Genomic DNA, 17,947 nt, shown 5'->3' with positions numbered 1-17,947 from the left:
CTCTGCGTCTCGCGGCCAAGGCTGCGGCAAGCTCGCCACCGGCCCCCGTTGTCAGTGGGCGCCTATAACCTCGTACGCGTGTCGTCTCTCGCGCTGTACCGCCGTTATCGCCCGGAGTCGTTCGCCGAGGTCATCGGGCAGGAGCATGTAACCGACCCGTTGCAGCAGGCGCTGCGGAACAACCGGGTCAATCACGCGTACCTGTTCAGCGGGCCGCGAGGCTGCGGCAAGACCACGAGCGCGCGCATCCTGGCCCGCTGTCTGAACTGCGAGAAGGGGCCCACGCCCACACCCTGCGGTGAGTGCCTGTCCTGCACAGACCTCGCGCGCAACGGACCCGGTTCCATCGACGTCATCGAGATCGACGCCGCGTCGCACGGTGGTGTGGACGACGCCCGTGAGCTGCGCGAGAAGGCCTTCTTCGGGCCCGCGAGCAGCCGTTACAAGATCTACATCATCGACGAGGCCCACATGGTCACGCCGGCCGGCTTCAACGCGCTGCTCAAGGTCGTCGAAGAGCCGCCGGAGCACCTCAAGTTCATCTTCGCGACCACCGAGCCCGAGAAGGTCATCGGGACGATCCGGTCGCGCACCCATCACTACCCCTTCCGGCTCGTGCCGCCCAGCACCCTGCGCGACTACCTGGGCCAGGTGTGCGGGCAGGAGGACATCCCCGTCGAGGAGGGCGTACTGCCCCTCGTCGTGCGGGCCGGCGCCGGTTCCGTGCGTGACTCCATGTCCGTCATGGACCAGTTGCTCGCGGGCGCGAGCACCGACGGTGTGACATACGCCATGGCCACCTCACTGCTCGGCTACACCGACGCCTCGCTCCTCGACTCCGTCATCGAGGCCTTCGCGACCGGTGACGGCGCCGCCGCCTTCGAGGTCGTCGACCGCATCATCGAGGGCGGCAACGACCCGCGCCGCTTCGTCGCCGACCTGCTGGAGCGCCTCCGCGACCTGGTGATCCTCGCCGCCGTCCCCGACGCCCTCGACAAGGGCCTCATCGACGCCCCCACCGACGTACTGGAACGCATGCAGGCCCAGGCCGGCACCTTCGGCGCGGCCGAACTCAGCCGCGCCGCCGACCTCGTCAACACCGGCCTGACCGAGATGCGCGGGACCACCTCCCCGCGCCTCCAACTCGAGCTCATCTGCGCCCGGGTGATGCTCCCCGCCGCCTACGGCGACGAGCAGTCGGTGATGGCCCGCCTCGACCGACTGGAACGCGGCGTCAATTTCGCGGGCGGTGGTGGCGCACCCGCCATGGGCTACGCCCCCGGACCCGACGCCCATGCCCACGCCCACGCCCCCAGTCCTGCCCCTGCCCCTGCCCCTGCCCCTGCCCACGGGGGTGGCATCACCGCCGCACCCGTCGCACCGGGCGGTGGTGTCGCCGCCGCGCGCGCAGCTGTACGAGGTCCAGGGGCACCCGGCCCCGCCCCCGGTGGTGCCCCCTTCGCCGCTACGGCCCCGCCCGCGACGCCGCTGGAACAGGCCCCCGCACCGACCTACGCCCAGCAGGCCCCGCCCGCCCAAGAACCCCAACAGCCGCAGCCGCAGCCGCATGCGCAGCCTCAAGCACAACCCTCGGCCCCCGCCTCCGCCCCCGGCGCCTGGCCCACCACCACAGCCGCAGGCAGCGGTCGCCGCCCCGGCGGCTGGCCCACGGCCACACCCGCGGGCAGCGGCCAACCCCCGTCCGCCCCCAACACCCCCGCCCCCGCACCCGTACAGGCCCTCGCACCACAAGGCGCACCCCCCGCCCAAGCCGCCGCCACCCCACCCCCGGCCGGCAGCCTCGACCCCCGCATGCTCTGGCCGAACATCCTGGAGGTGGTGAAGAACCGCCGCCGTTTCACCTGGATCCTGCTCAGCCAGAACGCGCAGGTCACCGGTTTCGACGGCACGACCCTCCAGATCGGCTTCGTCAACGCCGGTGCGCGGGACAACTTCAACACCAGCGGCAGCGAGGCCGTGCTGAAGCAGGCGCTGACCGAGCAGTTCAACGTCACCTGGAAGATCGACGCGATCGTCGACCCGTCGGGCGGCGGCACCCCGCCCCCGCAGCCGGGCGGTTCCTACGGCGGTGGCGGGGGCGCGGCGGGTGGCTACGGCGGTGCTGCGCCCGGCGGCTACGGCAACCCCGGCCCCGCTACGGCGGCCGCCCCCCGCCCGGCAACCCCCCAGCCCACCCCCGCGCCCACGAACCCCACGAACTCCCCCTCGGCCCAGGCACCCGCCCAGCCCCAACCTCCCGCTGCCCCGCCGCCCCCCGCCCCCCGCACCGTTTCCGCCGAGGACGACACCCCCGAGGACGACGACCCCGACCTCGACGAGTCCGCCCTCTCCGGCCACGAACTGATCGTCCGGGAACTGGGAGCAACGGTGATGGAGGAGTTCACCAACGAGTAGGGCACCCCCTTCCCTCCGGCCCACCCCCATGCCCTCAGGGGCGCGGGGCTGTGTAGACATGCGGCTCCGCCACGAGCGCGCGCCCACCCCAACGTCTTTAGGGGCGCGAGGAACTGCGCGACCAGCCCCCACGAACGCGCACCCCGCACCCAACCCAAGCCCCCCACCCCCAACCCGGCCGCAACCCGGCCGCAACCCCGCCCCCTCCACCGGCCAACCCCCACACCAACCCCCACCCCGACCCACCCCACCCTCACCGTGACCTAGGCTGACCCCGTGAAGGTCCTCGTCATCGGTACCGGTGCCCGCGAACACGCCCTCTGCCGTTCCCTGTCCCTAGACCCCGACGTCACCGCGTTGCACTGCGCCCCCGGCAACGCCGGCATCGCCGAGGTCGCCGAGCTGCACCAGGTCGACGCCCTCGACGGCGCAGCCGTAGCCGCGCTGGCGACGGAACTCGGCGCCGAGCTGGTCGTCGTCGGCCCGGAGGCCCCCCTCGTCGCCGGGGTCGCCGACGCCGTACGCGAGGCGGGCATCCCGGTCTTCGGCCCCTCCGGGGAGGCCGCGCAGCTGGAGGGCTCCAAGGCCTTCGCCAAGGAAGTGATGGCGGCGGCCGGGGTTCCGACCTCCCGCTCCTATGTCTGCACGACCCCGGAAGAGGTCGCGGAGGCCCTCGACGCCTTCGGTGCGCCGTACGTCGTCAAGGACGACGGACTGGCCGCCGGCAAGGGAGTCGTCGTCACGGACGACCTCGATGCGGCGAAGGCGCACGCGGACGCCTGCGAACGCGTCGTCATCGAGGAGTTCCTCGACGGCCCCGAGGTGTCCCTGTTCGCGATCACCGACGGCGTGACCGTCGTCCCGCTCCAGCCCGCCCAGGACTTCAAGCGCGCGCTGGACGGCGACGAGGGCCCGAACACCGGCGGCATGGGCGCGTACTCCCCACTGCCGTGGGCCGCCCCGAAGCTGGTCGAGGAAGTACTCCAGTCGGTCCTCCAGCCGACCGTCGACGAGATGCGCCGCCGCGGCACCTCCTTCTCCGGCCTGCTCTACGCCGGTCTCGCGATCACGTCGCGCGGTGTGCGGGTCATCGAGTTCAACGCCCGCTTCGGCGACCCCGAGACCCAGGTGGTCCTGGCCCGGCTGAAGACCCCGCTGGCCGGCGTCCTGCTCGCCGCCGCCGACGGCACCCTCGACGACCTGGCCCCCCTGCGCTGGAGCGAGGACGCGGCGGTCACCGTCGTCATCGCCTCGCACAACTACCCCGACACCCCGCGCACCGGCGACCCGATCACCGGCCTCGACGAGGTGGCCGCGCAGGACGCCCCGCACGCGTACGTGCTGCACGCCGGGACCAGGTACGACGGCGACGACATCGTCAGCGCTGGTGGACGTGTCCTCTCCGTCACGGCGACCGGTACGGATCTCACCCAGGCCCGCGAGCGCGCGTACGCGGCCCTGACCCGGGTCCGGCTCGACGGCTCCCAGCACCGTACGGACATCGCGGCGAAGGCGGCGGCAGAGGCGGCGGCGGGCGAGTAGCCCCAAGCGCTTCCGCGCACCGATGAACCCGACAGGCCCCGATTCCGTCTCAGGAATCGGGGCCTGAACCATGCCCTCACCCTTGCCCTCTGTCATCCACCTTTCCCCTGAGCCATTCCATCGAGTGACCGATGCCCCAACCGGCTGACGGGGGCCGGGGCCCCAACTATGGTGCGGCGCAAGCGTTCCGGCACTTGGCCCACCGGCATTGCGATGTCAGTGGCGGGTGCCACAGTGGGGGAGTGAGCAACGCCAGCAGAGCGGGACAGCACGGAGGGGGTGAGGTCCGGTCGTGACCGGTATGGGGATGGGTGTGGAGGCGGGCGCGCAGGCGGCGCGTTCCCGGGCTTTGGCCGTGCTGCGGATCCGCAGCCGGGCGCTGGCCGTCGCCCTGTTGCCCGCCGCCGGCGCGGTGATCCTGTTCGCCGGGGGTTCCACCGGCCATCTCATGGGCCGGGGCTGGGATCTCGCCCGCTGGATCATGGGCGTGACCGCGATGGTCGTGCTGCTCGCGGCCGGCGCGATCGCGCTGGTCGTCGCGCGCTCCCGCCCGGCCGTGAGTCCTACGGTCGCGATCGCCGAGGAGTCGGCCCCCGACCTGTATCGCCTGGTGCGCGACCTGGCCGACCGCCTCGACGTGCCCGCGCCGTCCGCGATAGCGCTCACCCCGGACTGCGACAGCTGGCTGGAGGACCGCACCCACCCGTCCCACGGCCCGCCCCCGCAGGAGAGCGGCGACGAGATCACCGGCGTACGCGGCCTCACCCCGGGGCGTTCCCGTCGTACGGCGGTCGCGCCCGTCCTCGTCATCGGCTCGCCGTTCCTGTGGTGGATGCGGGTGGGCGAGTTGCGCGCGGTGCTCGCGCCTGTGGTCGCCGGTACGGGACCTTCGGCGCACCCGGACATAGCCGCGGCCCGCCGTTTCGTACGGGGCCTGGACGCGGCGGTGGCCGTGACCTCGGCACCTCGCGCCCCCGTGTTCCGTTCGGTGCTCGCCGGTGTCGGCTGGGTCGCCCGGCTGCTGCTGCGCAGTTGCCGGGGGCACGCGGCCGAGATGGAGCGGGGCGTGGCCGCCGCGGCCGCCGAGCGTGCACAGGCTGTGGACTACGGCCTGCGGATCGTCGCGCAGGAACAGGTGGGCCTGGCGTACGCGGGCTGGGACCGGCTGCTGACCCGGGTCGCGTTGCCCGCGTGGCGGATGGGCCGCTGGCCGTCCCGGCTGGACGCGGGCGTCGTGGCGGCGCTCACGGAGCTGTCCCGCCGCGACCGGCTGGCCGAGGGCTTCGCCTCCCGCCTGGGTGAGCGCCCCGCCTGCGACCTGCTCGAAGAGCCCGGCGCGATCGACGAGGCGACCTCGCTCCTCGCCGCCCGCCTCTTCCACGGCGGCCCCGCCGAGCCCGGTCCCGACTGGGCGCCGGTGGACTGGCAGGAGTACCCGGAGGAGGTCGTCGACCGCAAATGGCGCACCGACGCGGCCCGCCTCCACCGAGTCCTCGACACCCTCGGCGTCCGCCGCGCCCCCGACCCCACCCCGCCCCACCACGACGCCCCGACCCTGGCCCGAGTGGTGGACCACCTGACGGACCCGACGGCGGAGGGGCGGTACGGGGAGATGGACGCGGCGGATGGAGTCGCGAGGGCTGATGGCGTCGGCGTCGGTGGAACTGCCGGTCCTCTGGGGGCGGTTGGTTTCGACGGACGCCCTGAGAGGGATGCCTCCGGCCGGCACGCGGATGCGGATGTCGCCGACGGAGGTGAGGGGGTCGGCGGCGCCGGAATCGAGGGAACTGCGGCTTCCCTGGGGGGCGTTGAGTTCGACGGGCACCGAGGGACGGATGCCTCCGGCGGGTTCACGGAGTCGGATACGGCTGACGGAGGCGCTGGAGGAGACGGCGCTGAGGTCGGCGGAACCACCGCTTCCCCGGCTGCCATTGGCTCCGACAGGCGCCCCGAGCCGGATGCCTCCGGCAGGTCCGAGAAGCCGGACGCGACCGACACCGGCAAGGCGGCCGATGGTCCCGCCTTCGACGGAACGCCCGTTCCCCCAGCGCCCGTTGGCGTAGGCGGACCCACCGAAACCGACGGCACCGGCCAGCACCCGGAGCCGAACCCGGCCGCCGAAGACACCGAGCTCGACGGCACCGACACAGGCACCGGCACAGGAACCACCGCCACGGGCGCGGGCACCGACACAGGCACCGGCACCGACACAGGCACCGGCACCGGCACAGGCACCGGCACAGGAACCACCGCCACGGGCGCGGGCACCGCCACCGGCACAGGAACGGGCACCGGCACCGATGGCACCGAGCCCACCGCCACCGCCCCCCGCACCGACGCCGACAACCCACCCCCCTCGACAGACGCCCCCACCCCGCCGCCGACCGAGCTCGCCGACGTCACCGAGCCGACGGAAGCCACCGACCCCGCCAGCCCCGACCCCGCCAGCCCCGACCCCACCAGCCCCCACCCCACCAGCCCCCACCCCCCCTCACCCACCCCCCCTCCCCCCCACCCCTACAAAGCAATGGCCGCCGAAGACGACGAAGACCTCGGCGAAACCTGCTCCCCCCACAGCGCCGCCCTCGCCGCAGGCCTCACCGCGGAGTTGGCGCGGGAGGAGGCGGCGACCCCGCCGGTCAGCTCGGCGCCGACCGGGCAGGGGCCCGACACCGCGCTCTGGGACGACGGCATGCTCCCCCTCTTCCCGTTGCAACCACCGCGCACAGGACGGGAGTTGCTCGCCGATCACGTCACGGCGATGGTGTGCTGCGCCGCGATGGACACGGCCGGCGCGACCCCGGGCCTCGACTGGCTCGACGGACCGACCTTGCTGGTGAACGGCGAAAGAGCGGCGGATCTGGCCCCGAGGGTGCTCAGCCTCGTGGAGGACGGCGACCCGGCACCGCTGCGCGCCTGGCTGATGGACCTGGGCATACGCCCCGAGAAGCCGGTACGGCTCGTCTGACATCGCGCCCCTCGCCCGCCCACCCGTATCGGAACCCCGAGCTCCACTTTTGGTCAATTAGCAACGACCAGTGACAGAGTGAGTGCTTAATGTGATGTGCTGGGGCCGATCCCGTGCATGGCAAGAGCGCGTGACATACGACAGCTGAACGAAGGATCACCACGGGGGCACGAGGGAGGGGTGAGGTCATGGGGTCGGAGCAGATCCGCCGCTGGGAGTCGGGAGCGCTGGCGCACGCCGTCACGGACCCCTTCGGGCAGGGCCCCGTCCCCTGGCTCCGGGGCAGCGAGACCTATTTCGACGACACCGGCCACGTCGTCCCCTGGTACGTGGACCCACCCCCCGCCCACGACTCCGCCCACGACTCCGCCCGCAACCCCGCCCGCACCCCCGGCAGAAACGCTCCCAGGCTCCCCGCCCCCCGCACCTCCACCCCCGCCTCCACCGGCGGCGCCCCCCGCTCCGCCGACGACGTCCACCGCCAGATCAAGGGATTCACCTCGGCCGGCGCGGTCGCCCCCGGCGAGGCCCTCGACTTCCATGTCACGGTCGACCCGCCCCAGGAATTCGCCGTAGACGTCTACCGCATCGGCCACTACGGCGGTGACGGCGCCGCCAAGATCACCACCAGCCCCCGCCTCTCGGGCATCGTGCAGCCCCCGCCGCTCACCGCCGACCGCACGGTCTCCTGCCACCACTGGTGGCTGTCCTGGCGCCTGCAGATCCCGAGCTACTGGAGCATCGGCGCCTACGTGGCCGTCCTCACCACCGCCGACGGCTACCGCTCCCACATCCCGTTCACGGTCCGCGACAACCACCCCGCCGACCTGCTCCTCCTCCTGCCCGACATCACCTGGCAGGCCTACAACCTCTACCCGGAGGACGGCCACACCGGCGCGAGCCTCTACCATGCCTGGGACGACGACGGCCGGCTGCTCGGCGAGTCCGAGGCCGCGACGACGCTCTCCTTCGACCGCCCGTACGCGGGCGCGGGCCTGCCCCTGCACGTGGGCCACGCCTACGACTTCATCCGCTGGGCCGAGCGCTACGGCTACGACCTCGCCTACGCCGACGCCCGCGACCTGCACTCCGGCCGCGTCGACCCCACCCGTTACCGGGGGTTGGTCTTCCCCGGCCACGACGAGTACTGGTCGACCCAGATGCGCCGTACCGTCGAGCGCGCCCGCGACCACGGCACGTCCCTCGTCTTCCTCTCCGCCAACACCATGTACTGGCAAGTGGAGTTGGGGCCGTCCCCGTCCGGCGTCCCCGACCGCCTCCTCACCTGCCGCAAGCGCCGGGGCCCGGGCAAGCCGGTGCTCTGGCGCGAAGTCGACCGCCCCGAGCAGCAGTTGGTGGGGATCCAGTACGCGGGCCGGGTGCCCGAACCGCACCCCCTGATCGTCCGCAACGCCGACCACTGGCTGTGGGAGGCGACCGGCGCAGGCGAGGGCGACCCGATCGAGGGCCTGGTCGCGGGCGAGGCCGACCGGTACTTCCCGCGCACCCAGCTCCCCCCGCACGAGGAGCGCATCCTGCTCGCCCACTCCCCGTACGCGGACAGCGAGGGCGCCCTCCGCCACCAGGAGACCTCCCTGTACCGGGCGCCGTCCGGCTCCCTCGTCTTCGCCTCCGGCACCTTCGCCTGGTCACCGGCCCTGGACCGCCCCGGCCACGTGGACGCCCGCGTCCAGCGCGCCACGGCCAACCTCCTGGACCGCATCTGCAAGCACGACTGACCGGACGTACGGGGACGACCAACCTCAGGCACCAGGCCGACTCACCCCCTGTCCGGAGGTCGCCGCCCATACGGGACAATCGAGCCAGTTGGACAGACCCACTGGAGGAACCCGTGTCCGGATTCGTAGAAAAGCCCGAGCCGCTCCAGGTCCCGGGCCTGACGCACCTCCACACCGGCAAGGTGCGCGACCTGTACCAGAACGCGGCGGGCGAGCTCGTGATGGTCGCCAGCGACCGCATCTCCGCGTACGACTGGGTGCTGCCCACCGAGATCCCCGACAAGGGCCGCGTCCTCACCCAGCTCTCCCTCTGGTGGTTCGACCAGCTCGCCGACCTGATCCCCAACCACGTCCTCGGCACCGACCTCCCGCCCGGCGCCCCCGCCGACTGGGCCGGCCGCACCCTCGTCTGCAAGTCCCTCCAGATGGTCCCGGTGGAGTGCGTGGCCCGCGGCTACCTCACCGGCTCGGGCCTGCTGGAGTACGACGCGTCCCGCACGGTCTGCGGCCTCGCCCTCCCCGAGGGCCTGGTCGACGGCAGCGAACTCCCCGCCCCGATCTTCACCCCGGCCACCAAGGCCGCCGTAGGCGAGCACGACGAGAACGTGTCGTACGAGGAGGTCGCCCGGCAGGTAGGCGCCGACACCGCCGCGCAACTGCGCCAGGCGACCCTCGCCGTCTACGGCCGGGCCCGGGACATCGCGCGTGACCGGGGCATCATCCTCGCGGACTCGAAGTTCGAGTTCGGCTTCGAGGGCGAGACGCTGATCGCCGCCGACGAGGTGCTCACCCCGGACTCGTCCCGTTTCTGGCCGGCCGAGGAGTGGGAGCCGGGGCGCGCGCAGCCGTCGTACGACAAGCAGTTCGTGCGCGACTGGCTGACCGGGCCGGAGTCGGGCTGGGACCGCAGGAGCGAGCAGCCCCCGCCGGCGCTGCCGCAGCAGGTCGTGGACGCGACCCGCGCGAAGTACATCGAGGCCTACGAGCGCCTGACCAGCCTGAACTGGGCCTAGAGGGTACGAAAAAACCCCGGTCCACCCGGACCGGGGTTTTCGCTGGAGCGGACGACCAGGTTCGAACTGGCGACCTCAACCTTGGCAAGGTTGCGCTCTACCAACTGAGCTACGTCCGCACTGCGCCGTGGCGCGAGAGCAACTATACCCAACCTCGCTCGCGTGCGAGACGCACTGCCGCATGCCGGTTCTCGGCCCCGAGTTTCGAGACGGCGGAGGAGAGATAGTTCCGTACGGTCCCCTGCGAGAGCGCGGCCCGTTCGGCGATCTCCGCGACCGGCGCCCCGTCGGCGGCCAGCTCCAGCACCTCGGCCTCGCGGGCGGTCAGCGGCGAGTCCCCGGCGGAGATCGCGTCGGCGGCCAACTCGGGGTCGACATAACGGTTACCGGCGTGCACCGTACGGATGATCTCCGCGAGCCGCCGCGCACTGACGGTCTTCGGCACGAACCCCCGCACCCCCGCCGCGAGGGCCCGCTTCAAATGCCCGGGCCGCCCGTGCCCGGTCACGATCAGCACCCGGCACCCGGGCAGTTCGGCCCGCAGCGATGTGGCGACCTTCACACCGTCAGCCCCCGGCATCTGAAGATCGAGCACCGCCACATCCGGCTCGTGCGCCCGAGCCATGGCCAGCGCCTCGGGCCCGGTCGCCGCCTCGGCCACCACGACCAGATCGTCCTCGAGCCCGAGCAGCGCGGCGAGTGCCCCCCGGATGAGGTGCTCGTCATCGGCGAGCAGCAGTCGTACGACGGGGCCGGTCATGAGGTTCTCCTGGTCGAGGTTCCCTTGGTCACGGTTCTCCTGGTGACGGGGGACAGCGGACGGGCGATGAGCAGCGTGTTCATGAGTCGACCACCTCAACCCGACTCTCCGCAGCCACCGGCACCGTAGCCACCACCCGGAACCGATCCCCCTCCACAGCCCCCGCCTCCAACTCCCCGCCGACCGCGCTCAACCGCTCCCGCAACCCCACGAGCCCGGACCCACCCTTGCCGTCACCACCGTCACCACCGTCACCACCGTCACCACCGTCACCACCGGCACGGTCGGCGTCCACCTTGGCCCCGTCGTTCTCCACGGTCAGCACAACCCGCCCCGCACCCACCTGCACCCCCACCACACACCGCCGGGCGTCCCCGTGCCGCAGCACATTGGTCGTCGCCTCCCGCACCACCCACCCGAGCGCCGACTGCACCTCGACCGGCAGCCCCGCCGCGTCGCCGGTCACCGCGCACTCGATGCCGGCTGCGGCCAACACGCCCTGCGCACCGGCCAGTTCGAGCCGGAGGTCGGCCTCGCGGTAGCCCCGTACGACATCGCGCACCTCCCGTTGCGACTCCCGGGCGATCCGCTGCACCTCGATCATCTGCTCCACGGCCTCGGCCCGCCCGCGCCGGGCGAGCTGCACGGCGAGCTCGCTCTTCAGCGCGATCACCGACAGGTTGCGGCCCATCACGTCGTGCAGATCGCGCCCGAACCGCAGCCGTTCCTCGGCGACGGCGAGCCGGGCCCGGGTCTCGCGGGCCTCGTCGAGTTCGTAGACGGCGTCGAGGAGCCAGACGGAGAACGCGGAGGTGAAGGCGAGCCCGCCGGCCGCGAAGAGGACGGCGATCACCGTGCCGAGCGCGGCGGGCGCGGCCACGCCCAGCGGGAGCTGCAGGAGCAGCGCCCCGCCCACCGCACTCGCCACGACCGCGAGAACGTGCCGCCGGCCCCTCACCCCGAGCGTGAGCGTGCCCGCGCCGAAGCCCAGCACGCCCACGAAGACCGTGCTCGCGGCGGTCCGCACGTCGTCACCGCCGGAGCCCCGCTCCCGCACGACGATCGCGGCGGCGGAGATCAGCACGGTGACCGCGCCGAGGGCCCACAGCAGCCGTACGGGCTGTGCCCGCCGGTCGCGTGTCCAGTCGAGCGCCCGGGCGGCGGTTGCGGAGCAGAGCAGGGCATGTGCGACCAGGGCCGCCGCCAGCCAGCCCGTGAGGCCCACCCCGACCTGGCCGAACAACGGCAGCCCGATCGCCCCGATCTCGACCAGGGCGAAGAAGTGGAAGGTCCAACGGGTGTACGTCTCGACCTTCCCCGGCGTGCTCTTCCGCCCCCACCAGCCGCCGGAGCCGCGCGAGCCAACAAGTGTCCGCATGCCGATGTGCTCCCCGTACCTCAGCGCCGCGGTTCCCACCGGAACCACCGCCGTACAGCAAACACCGCGAGGACGGTCCAGGCCAGCGCGGTCAGGACGGCGCCGAGCGCGTCGTAGCCGGACAGGTCGCCGCTCCAGCCGCCGCCGATCAGCCGGATCGCGGGGGAGAGCGGAAGGAACTGGCAGACGTCGGCGGCCCAGTCGGGCAGCAGTTGCAGCGGGATGATGATCCCGGAGCCGAGCATGGACGCGAACAGCACGGGCAGCGCGGTCAGCTGCGCGCTCTCCGCCGTCCTGGTCACGCTCGCCGTCAGGGCCGCCAGCGCGGCGGCCAGGAAGAGGCCGAACAGCAGCCCCAGGACGGCGAGTTGGGGCATCGCGGGCGATCCCGCGTCGAGCAGCACCACACAGGCCACGGTCAGCAGCACCGACTGGACGAACCCGAGGCACACGGACGGCAGCGCGGTCCCGGCGAGGATCTCGGGGTCGCCCAGCTCCCCGGTGCGCAGCCGCTTGAGGACCAGCTCCTCCCGCCGCGCGACGAACGCGCTCACCAGCGACGAGTACACGGCGAAGAGCAGCGAGAACCCGATCGCGGCCGTGAGCATCACCGACCCGACGCTCAGCCCCTCCCCCTTGAGATCCATCTGATCGACCGCGGGCCGCACACTGAACGGCAGCGCCAAGGGCACGAACAGCGCCGTGACCACGGCACTCCGGTTCCGCCCGAGCAACGCCAACTCGGCCCGCCCGAGCGCCCGCAGCCGCCCCACCGGGGTAGTAGTCCTCGTAGCTTTCGTAGTAGTCATCGCACTCACACCGCCACCCCCTGCTCCTGCTCCCGGGCGATCCCGAGAAACGCCTCTTCCAGCGAGGCCGACCGCACTTCCAGCCGCCGCAACTCGATCCCCGCCCGCCCGGCCCACACCAGCAGCCCGGTGGCCGCCCGCTGCAACTCGTGCGTCCTCAGCCGTACGACTCCCCCGGCCACCTCGTGCCCGACGACCCCCAGTTCGCCGAGCGGCGGCAGGTCCCCCACGAAATATCCGGCGGGCAGTTCGAAGGAGATCCGCGAGGGCCGCCCCGCCGTCACCTCGGCCGGGGTCCCGGTGACCGCGATCCGCCCGTCGCTCATGATCGCGAGCCGGTCGGCGAGCCCCTCGGCCTCCTCCAGATAGTGCGTGGTCAGCAGCACGGTCGTGCCGCCGTCCCGCAGCGCCCGCACCAACTCCCAGGTGTCCCGGCGCCCTTCGGCGTCAAGACCGGTCGTCGGCTCGTCGAGGAACAGCACCTCGGGCTTCCCGAGCAGCGCGAGCGCCAGGTCGAGCCGCCGCCGTTCACCCCCGGACAACTGCTTCACCCGTACGTCCGCCCGCCGCGCGAGCCCGACCAGCGCGAGCGCCTCCGCCTCGGGCCGCGCCCCGCTCGTACAGCCGGCCCACATCCGCGTGGTCTCCGCGACGGTCAGCTCGGACGGGAACCCGCCCTCCTGCAACATCACCCCGGTCCGCGGCCGTACGGCGGCCCGCTCGCGGTGGGGATCGTGGCCGAGGACGCGCACCCGCCCGCCGGACGCGGGCGCGAGCCCCTCGAGGAGTTCGACCGTGGACGTCTTGCCGGCGCCGTTGGTGCCCAGGAGCGCGAAGACCTCCCCGCGCCGCACGGAGAAGGTGATCCCCCGCACGGCCTCGAACCCGCCCCCGTACACACGGCGTAGGTCAGTGACCTCAATCACGTGTTCGTGTTCGTTGGTGTCCATGACTTCAGCGTCGCGGCGACCGGGCGCCGGCAGCAGTGCGCGCTGTCATCACTCGGCATGACAAATGTCAGACGGGCGCGGGACAACGGGTGCTGGGCATACGAGAAAACCCCGGTCCGATGGACCGGGGTTTTCGCTGGAGCGGACGACCAGGTTCGAACTGGCGACCTCAACCTTGGCAAGGTTGCGCTCTACCAACTGAGCTACGTCCGCATTGCATCCGATCGGCTCTCACCGGTCGGCGCGAGCACCAGCCTACCCGATCCACCAGAGTGGTCCGGACGGCGATGCAGAGCGGGTGACAGGAATTGCACACTGCGCCTTCCCCCTGGAAGGGGGATGTTCTGCTACTGAACTACACCCGCATGTACTCCGTGAGCTGGGCCTTTCGACCTCGCCCCTCGGCGTGCTCCGAACTCTAGCTGACCAGGAGGGGTGCAGCGCAAGTCGGTTGCCCCGAGGGCCCGATGACCGGCCGTAGGCCCAGCTCTTCCCGGGACTTCTACTGCGCGGCGGCGAACGCCTCGTAGATCTTCTTGGGGATGCGTCCGCGCGCCGGCACGTCCATCTTGTTCGCCTGGGCCCAGGCCCGGACGGCCGCCGGGTCGGGGGCTACCTCGGTCTGGCGGTAGGCCTTGCCGGACCTCGACCGCTTGCGACCTGCATCCACGTAGGGCTCGAGCGCCTTACGCAGTTTCTTGGCATTGGCTTGATTCAGGTCGATCTCGTACGACTTGCCGTCGAGCCCGAAGGCGATCGTTTCCGCCGCTTCCGAGCCGTCGATGTCGTCAAAGAGAGTGACCACGACCTTCTGCGCCACGAATATCGGTCCCTTCGTCCGGCACTCCGTACAGCTCAGCTGTGGTGATGTGCCGAGTGTCAGCTATTTCTAATTCATTTGTACAGTGCTCAGCAATGCATTGTGAAGCCTGACTAAATCTGCCCGCGTGTCCGAGTGCAATAGGTATCCGGGGTCGGTCGGGGATCTTTCCCGTAACTTTTCATGAACTCCCCCCTCTGATACCGGATCGTGATCGCGGTCACGTAGGTTCCTACCAATCTACCCGCGTAGAAGTTTTGGACGGGTAGTCTGAAGGCACCAGCTCAGCACCACAACATCGGGAGTGCCAGTGGCACGCGTCGTAGTCGACGTCATGCTCAAGCCGGAGATCCTCGACCCCCAGGGCCAGGCGGTCCAGCGTGCGCTGCCACGCCTGGGTTTCGAAGGCATCTCCGATGTACGTCAGGGAAAGCGATTCGAACTGGAAGTTGACGGACCGGTCGACGAGGCCGCGCTCGCCCGCATCCACGAGCTCGCGGAATCCTTCCTCGCCAACACGGTGATCGAGGACTTCACCGTCAAGGTCGAAGAAGTGGCGGAGGCCGCCAAGTGACCGCTCGTATTGGCGTCGTCACTTTCCCCGGCAGCCTCGACGACCGCGACACCCAGCGCGCGATCCGTCTCGCCGGCGCCGAACCGGTAGCCCTCTGGCACAAGGACAAGAACCTCCACCAGGTCGACGCGGTCGTCCTCCCGGGCGGTTTTTCCTACGGCGACTATCTGCGCGCCGGCGCCATCTCCCGTTTCTCGCCGGTGATGGAGACGCTCATCGAGCAGGCGAAGTCGGGACTCCCGGTCCTGGGAATCTGCAACGGCTTCCAGGTCCTCACCGAGGCGCACCTCCTCCCCGGCGCGATGCTCGGCAACAACCACCTGCACTTCATCTGCCGTGACCAGAAACTGCGGGTGGAGAACGCGGACACATCCTGGACCGGTGACTACACCGCGGGCCAGGAGATCCACATCCCGCTGAAGAACATGGACGGCCGCTACGTCGCCGACGAGCACACGCTCGACGAGCTGGAGGCCGAGGGCCGGGTCGTCTTCCGCTACCTGGACCTGAACCCGAACGGCTCGCTGCGCGACATCGCCGGCATCACGAACGCCGCCGGGAACGTCGTGGGCCTCATGCCGCACCCCGAGCACGCGGTCGAGCCGCTCATCGGGTCCGGCCGCACCGACGGCCTCCCCTTCTTCACCTCGATCCTCAAGAAGCTGGTCAACGCATGAGCCGGACGCCTCTGGACACGGTCGAGCACGCGGCCGAGACCCCCGACGTCGAGCTGCCCTGGGCCGAACTCGGCCTGAAGAAGGACGAGTACGAGAAGGTCGTGGAGATCCTCGGCCGCCGGCCCACCGGCGCCGAGCTGGCCATGTACTCGGTCATGTGGTCCGAGCACTGCTCGTACAAGTCCTCCAAGGTCCACCTCCGCCAGTTCGGCGAGAAGGCCCCCCAGTCCGACGCGCTGCTCGTGGGCATCGGCGAGAACGCGGGCGTGGTCGACGTCGGCCAGGGCTACGCGGTCACCTTCAAGGTGGAGTCGCACAACCACCCCTCGTACGTCGAGCCCTACCAGGGCGCGGCCACGGGCGTCGGCGGCATCGTGCGCGACATCATCGCGATGGGCGCCCGCCCGGTGGCGGTCGTCGACCCCCTGCGCTTCGGCGCGGCCGACCACCCCGACACCAAGCGTGTCCTGCCGGGCGTCGTCGCGGGCATCGGCGGCTACGGCAACTGCCTGGGCCTGCCCAACATCGGCGGCGAGGTCGTCTTCGACGCCTGCTACCAGGGCAACCCGCTGGTCAACGCGGGCGCCATCGGCGTCATGCGGCACGAGGACATCCACCTCGCGAAGGCCTCCGGCACAGGCAACAAGGTCATCCTCTACGGCGCCCGCACGGGCGGCGACGGCATCGGCGGCGCGTCGATCCTGGCGTCCGAGACCTTCACGGATACATCAGCCGCTGACGCGGCGGGCGCCAAGCCCTCGAAGCGCCCCGCCGTCCAGGTGGGCGACCCCTTCCAGGAGAAGCTCCTCATCGAGTGCACCCTGGAGGCCTTCAAGGAGAAGCTGGTCGTCGGCATCCAGGACCTCGGCGCGGCCGGACTGTCCTGCGCCACAAGCGAGTTGGCGTCCAACGGCTCCGGCGGCATGACGGTCACCCTCGACGACGTACCCCTCCGCGACTCGACCCTCTCTCCCGAGGAAATCCTCATGAGCGAGTCGCAGGAACGGATGTGCGCGGTCGTCGAACCGTCGAAGGTCGACCGCTTCCTGGAGATCTGCGAGAAGTGGGACGTCATCGCCACGGTCATCGGCGAGGTGACGGACGGCGACCGGCTGGAGATCTTCTGGCACGGCGGCAAGATCGTGGACGTCGACCCGCGCACAGTCGCGCACGACGGCCCGGTCTACGAGCGCCCGTACGCCCGCCCGTCCTGGCAGGACGCGCTCCAGGCGGACGACGCCAACAAGCTTGCCCGGCCCGGTACTTCGGAGGAACTGAAGTCCCAGGTCCTGGCGCTGGTGTCGTCCCCGAACCAGTCGTCGAAGAAGTGGATCACGTCTCAGTACGACCACTTCGTGCAGGGCAACACGGTGCTGGCGCAGCCCGAGGACTCGGGCATGATCCGCATCGACGAGGAGACCGGCCTCGGGGTGGCCATCGCGACGGACGGCAACGGCCGCTACGCGAAGCTCGACCCGTACGCGGGCGCGCAGTTGGCGCTCTCGGAGGCCTACCGCAATGTGGCCACGACGGGTGCGAAGCCCCTCGCGGTCTCCGACTGCCTGAACTTCGGTTCGCCCGAGGACCCGGCGGTGATGTGGCAGTTCGCGGAGGCCATCCGTGGACTGGCGGACGCCTGCCAGCAGTTGGGCACGCCGGTCACGGGCGGCAACGTCTCCCTCTACAACCAGACGGGCGAGGTGGCCATCCACCCGACCCCGGTGGTCGCGGTGCTGGGTGTCATCGACGATGTGGCGCGCCGCACCCCGGTCGCCTACCAGGAGGAAGGGCAGCTGCTCTACCTCCTGGGCGACACCCGTGAGGAGTTCGGCGGCTCGGCCTGGTCCCAGGTCGTCCACGACCACCTCGGCGGTCTGCCCCCGAAGGTCGACCTGGAGCGCGAGCGGCTGCTCGCCGAGATCCTGATCTCCGCGTCCCGCGACGGCATGATCGACTCGGCGCACGACCTGTCCGACGGCGGTCTGATCCAAGCGGTAGTGGAATCGGCCCTGTTGGGCGAGAAGGGCGCACGCCTGGTCGTCCCCGACGGCCTCGACGCGTTCACGTTCCTCTTCTCGGAGTCGGCGGGCCGCGCGGTCGTGGCGATCCCGCGCTCCGAGGAACTCCGCTTCAACGACATGTGCGGCGCACGGGGCCTGCCGGTCACGCGCATCGGTGTCGTGGACGGTGACTCCGTGGACGTCCAGGGCGAGTTCGCGCTCTCCCTGGAGGAACTGCGCGAGGCGCACGAGGGAACGATCCCGGCACTGCTGGCGTAGTAGTTCGGTTGGACGAAAGCGTT

13 protein-coding genes and 3 tRNA genes are annotated in these 17,947 nt (G+C 71.3%); 8 read left to right on the top strand and 8 right to left on the bottom strand.

The window, feature by feature from the left end:
• Window positions 1-78: 78 nt before the first annotated feature.
• The 5 genes from ACIRRY_RS15490 (at window position 79) to ACIRRY_RS15470 (ending at window position 9,677) form a co-directional block, all read left to right on the top strand.
• Window positions 79-2,415: a DNA polymerase III subunit gamma and tau gene (locus ACIRRY_RS15490; RefSeq protein WP_403972409.1), complete on the top strand. Its 2,337-nt coding sequence runs from the start codon at window positions 79-81 to the stop codon at window positions 2,413-2,415.
• Window positions 2,416-2,691: 276 nt separating this feature from the next.
• Window positions 2,692-3,957 carry a phosphoribosylamine--glycine ligase gene (gene purD, locus ACIRRY_RS15485; RefSeq protein WP_403972407.1) on the top strand — a complete coding sequence of 422 codons (1,266 nt, stop codon included), beginning with the start codon at window positions 2,692-2,694 and terminating at the stop codon, window positions 3,955-3,957.
• A 301-nt stretch (window positions 3,958-4,258) separates the two neighbouring features.
• A complete protein-coding gene (locus ACIRRY_RS15480; protein WP_403973588.1) occupies window positions 4,259-6,925 on the top strand; it encodes a hypothetical protein in 2,667 nt (888 codons plus the stop codon).
• A gap of 188 nt (window positions 6,926-7,113) precedes the next feature.
• Window positions 7,114-8,664 carry a N,N-dimethylformamidase beta subunit family domain-containing protein gene (locus ACIRRY_RS15475; RefSeq protein WP_403972405.1) on the top strand — a complete coding sequence of 517 codons (1,551 nt, stop codon included), beginning with the start codon at window positions 7,114-7,116 and terminating at the stop codon, window positions 8,662-8,664.
• Between the two features lie 113 nt (window positions 8,665-8,777).
• The gene (locus ACIRRY_RS15470) at window positions 8,778-9,677 is read left to right on the top strand and encodes a phosphoribosylaminoimidazolesuccinocarboxamide synthase (RefSeq protein ID WP_403972403.1); all 900 of its coding nucleotides are present in this window, start codon (window positions 8,778-8,780) and stop codon (window positions 9,675-9,677) included.
• A gap of 43 nt (window positions 9,678-9,720) precedes the next feature.
• Here ACIRRY_RS15470 and ACIRRY_RS15465 read toward each other — a convergent pair.
• The 8 genes from ACIRRY_RS15465 to ACIRRY_RS15430 all read right to left on the bottom strand — a co-directional run bounded on the left by ACIRRY_RS15465 (window position 9,721) and on the right by ACIRRY_RS15430 (window position 14,394).
• A tRNA-Gly gene (locus ACIRRY_RS15465) sits at window positions 9,721-9,796 on the bottom strand.
• Window positions 9,797-9,819: 23 nt separating this feature from the next.
• Complete coding sequence (locus ACIRRY_RS15460) at window positions 9,820-10,437, bottom strand: response regulator (RefSeq protein ID WP_403972401.1); 618 nt, start codon at window positions 10,435-10,437, stop codon at window positions 9,820-9,822.
• Between the two features lie 79 nt (window positions 10,438-10,516).
• Window positions 10,517-11,815: a sensor histidine kinase gene (locus ACIRRY_RS15455; protein ID WP_403972399.1), complete on the bottom strand. Its 1,299-nt coding sequence runs from the start codon at window positions 11,813-11,815 to the stop codon at window positions 10,517-10,519.
• Between the two features lie 20 nt (window positions 11,816-11,835).
• Window positions 11,836-12,624: an ABC transporter permease gene (locus ACIRRY_RS15450; protein ID WP_403972397.1), complete on the bottom strand. Its 789-nt coding sequence runs from the start codon at window positions 12,622-12,624 to the stop codon at window positions 11,836-11,838.
• A 5-nt stretch (window positions 12,625-12,629) separates the two neighbouring features.
• Window positions 12,630-13,574, bottom strand: a complete 945-nt coding sequence (locus ACIRRY_RS15445; protein ID WP_403972395.1) for an ABC transporter ATP-binding protein — start codon at window positions 13,572-13,574, stop codon at window positions 12,630-12,632.
• A 137-nt stretch (window positions 13,575-13,711) separates the two neighbouring features.
• Window positions 13,712-13,787: transfer RNA gene (locus tag ACIRRY_RS15440), tRNA-Gly, on the bottom strand.
• A gap of 80 nt (window positions 13,788-13,867) precedes the next feature.
• A tRNA-Gly gene (locus tag ACIRRY_RS15435) sits at window positions 13,868-13,939 on the bottom strand.
• A 137-nt stretch (window positions 13,940-14,076) separates the two neighbouring features.
• Window positions 14,077-14,394 carry an Lsr2 family protein gene (locus ACIRRY_RS15430; RefSeq protein WP_403972393.1) on the bottom strand — a complete coding sequence of 106 codons (318 nt, stop codon included), beginning with the start codon at window positions 14,392-14,394 and terminating at the stop codon, window positions 14,077-14,079.
• A 310-nt stretch (window positions 14,395-14,704) separates the two neighbouring features.
• Between ACIRRY_RS15430 and purS the strand changes: the two genes are divergently transcribed.
• From purS to purL, 3 genes are read left to right on the top strand one after another with little or no spacing between them, the layout of a single operon-like run.
• Window positions 14,705-14,968, top strand: a complete 264-nt coding sequence (gene purS, locus ACIRRY_RS15425; protein ID WP_279551917.1) for a phosphoribosylformylglycinamidine synthase subunit PurS — start codon at window positions 14,705-14,707, stop codon at window positions 14,966-14,968.
• Complete coding sequence (purQ, locus tag ACIRRY_RS15420) at window positions 14,965-15,645, top strand: phosphoribosylformylglycinamidine synthase subunit PurQ (protein WP_403972391.1); 681 nt, start codon at window positions 14,965-14,967, stop codon at window positions 15,643-15,645. Before purS ends, purQ begins: the two co-directional genes overlap by 4 nt.
• A complete protein-coding gene (gene purL, locus ACIRRY_RS15415; protein WP_403972389.1) occupies window positions 15,642-17,924 on the top strand; it encodes a phosphoribosylformylglycinamidine synthase subunit PurL in 2,283 nt (760 codons plus the stop codon). The genes purQ and purL overlap by 4 nt, the downstream gene beginning before the upstream one ends.
• The last annotated feature ends 23 nt before the right edge of the window (window positions 17,925-17,947 follow it).

Source organism: Streptomyces sp. NPDC101776 (assembly GCF_044766845.1).
Classification (GTDB): domain Bacteria; phylum Actinomycetota; class Actinomycetes; order Streptomycetales; family Streptomycetaceae; genus Streptomyces.
This window is presented reverse-complemented; position numbering and strand designations above follow the sequence as displayed.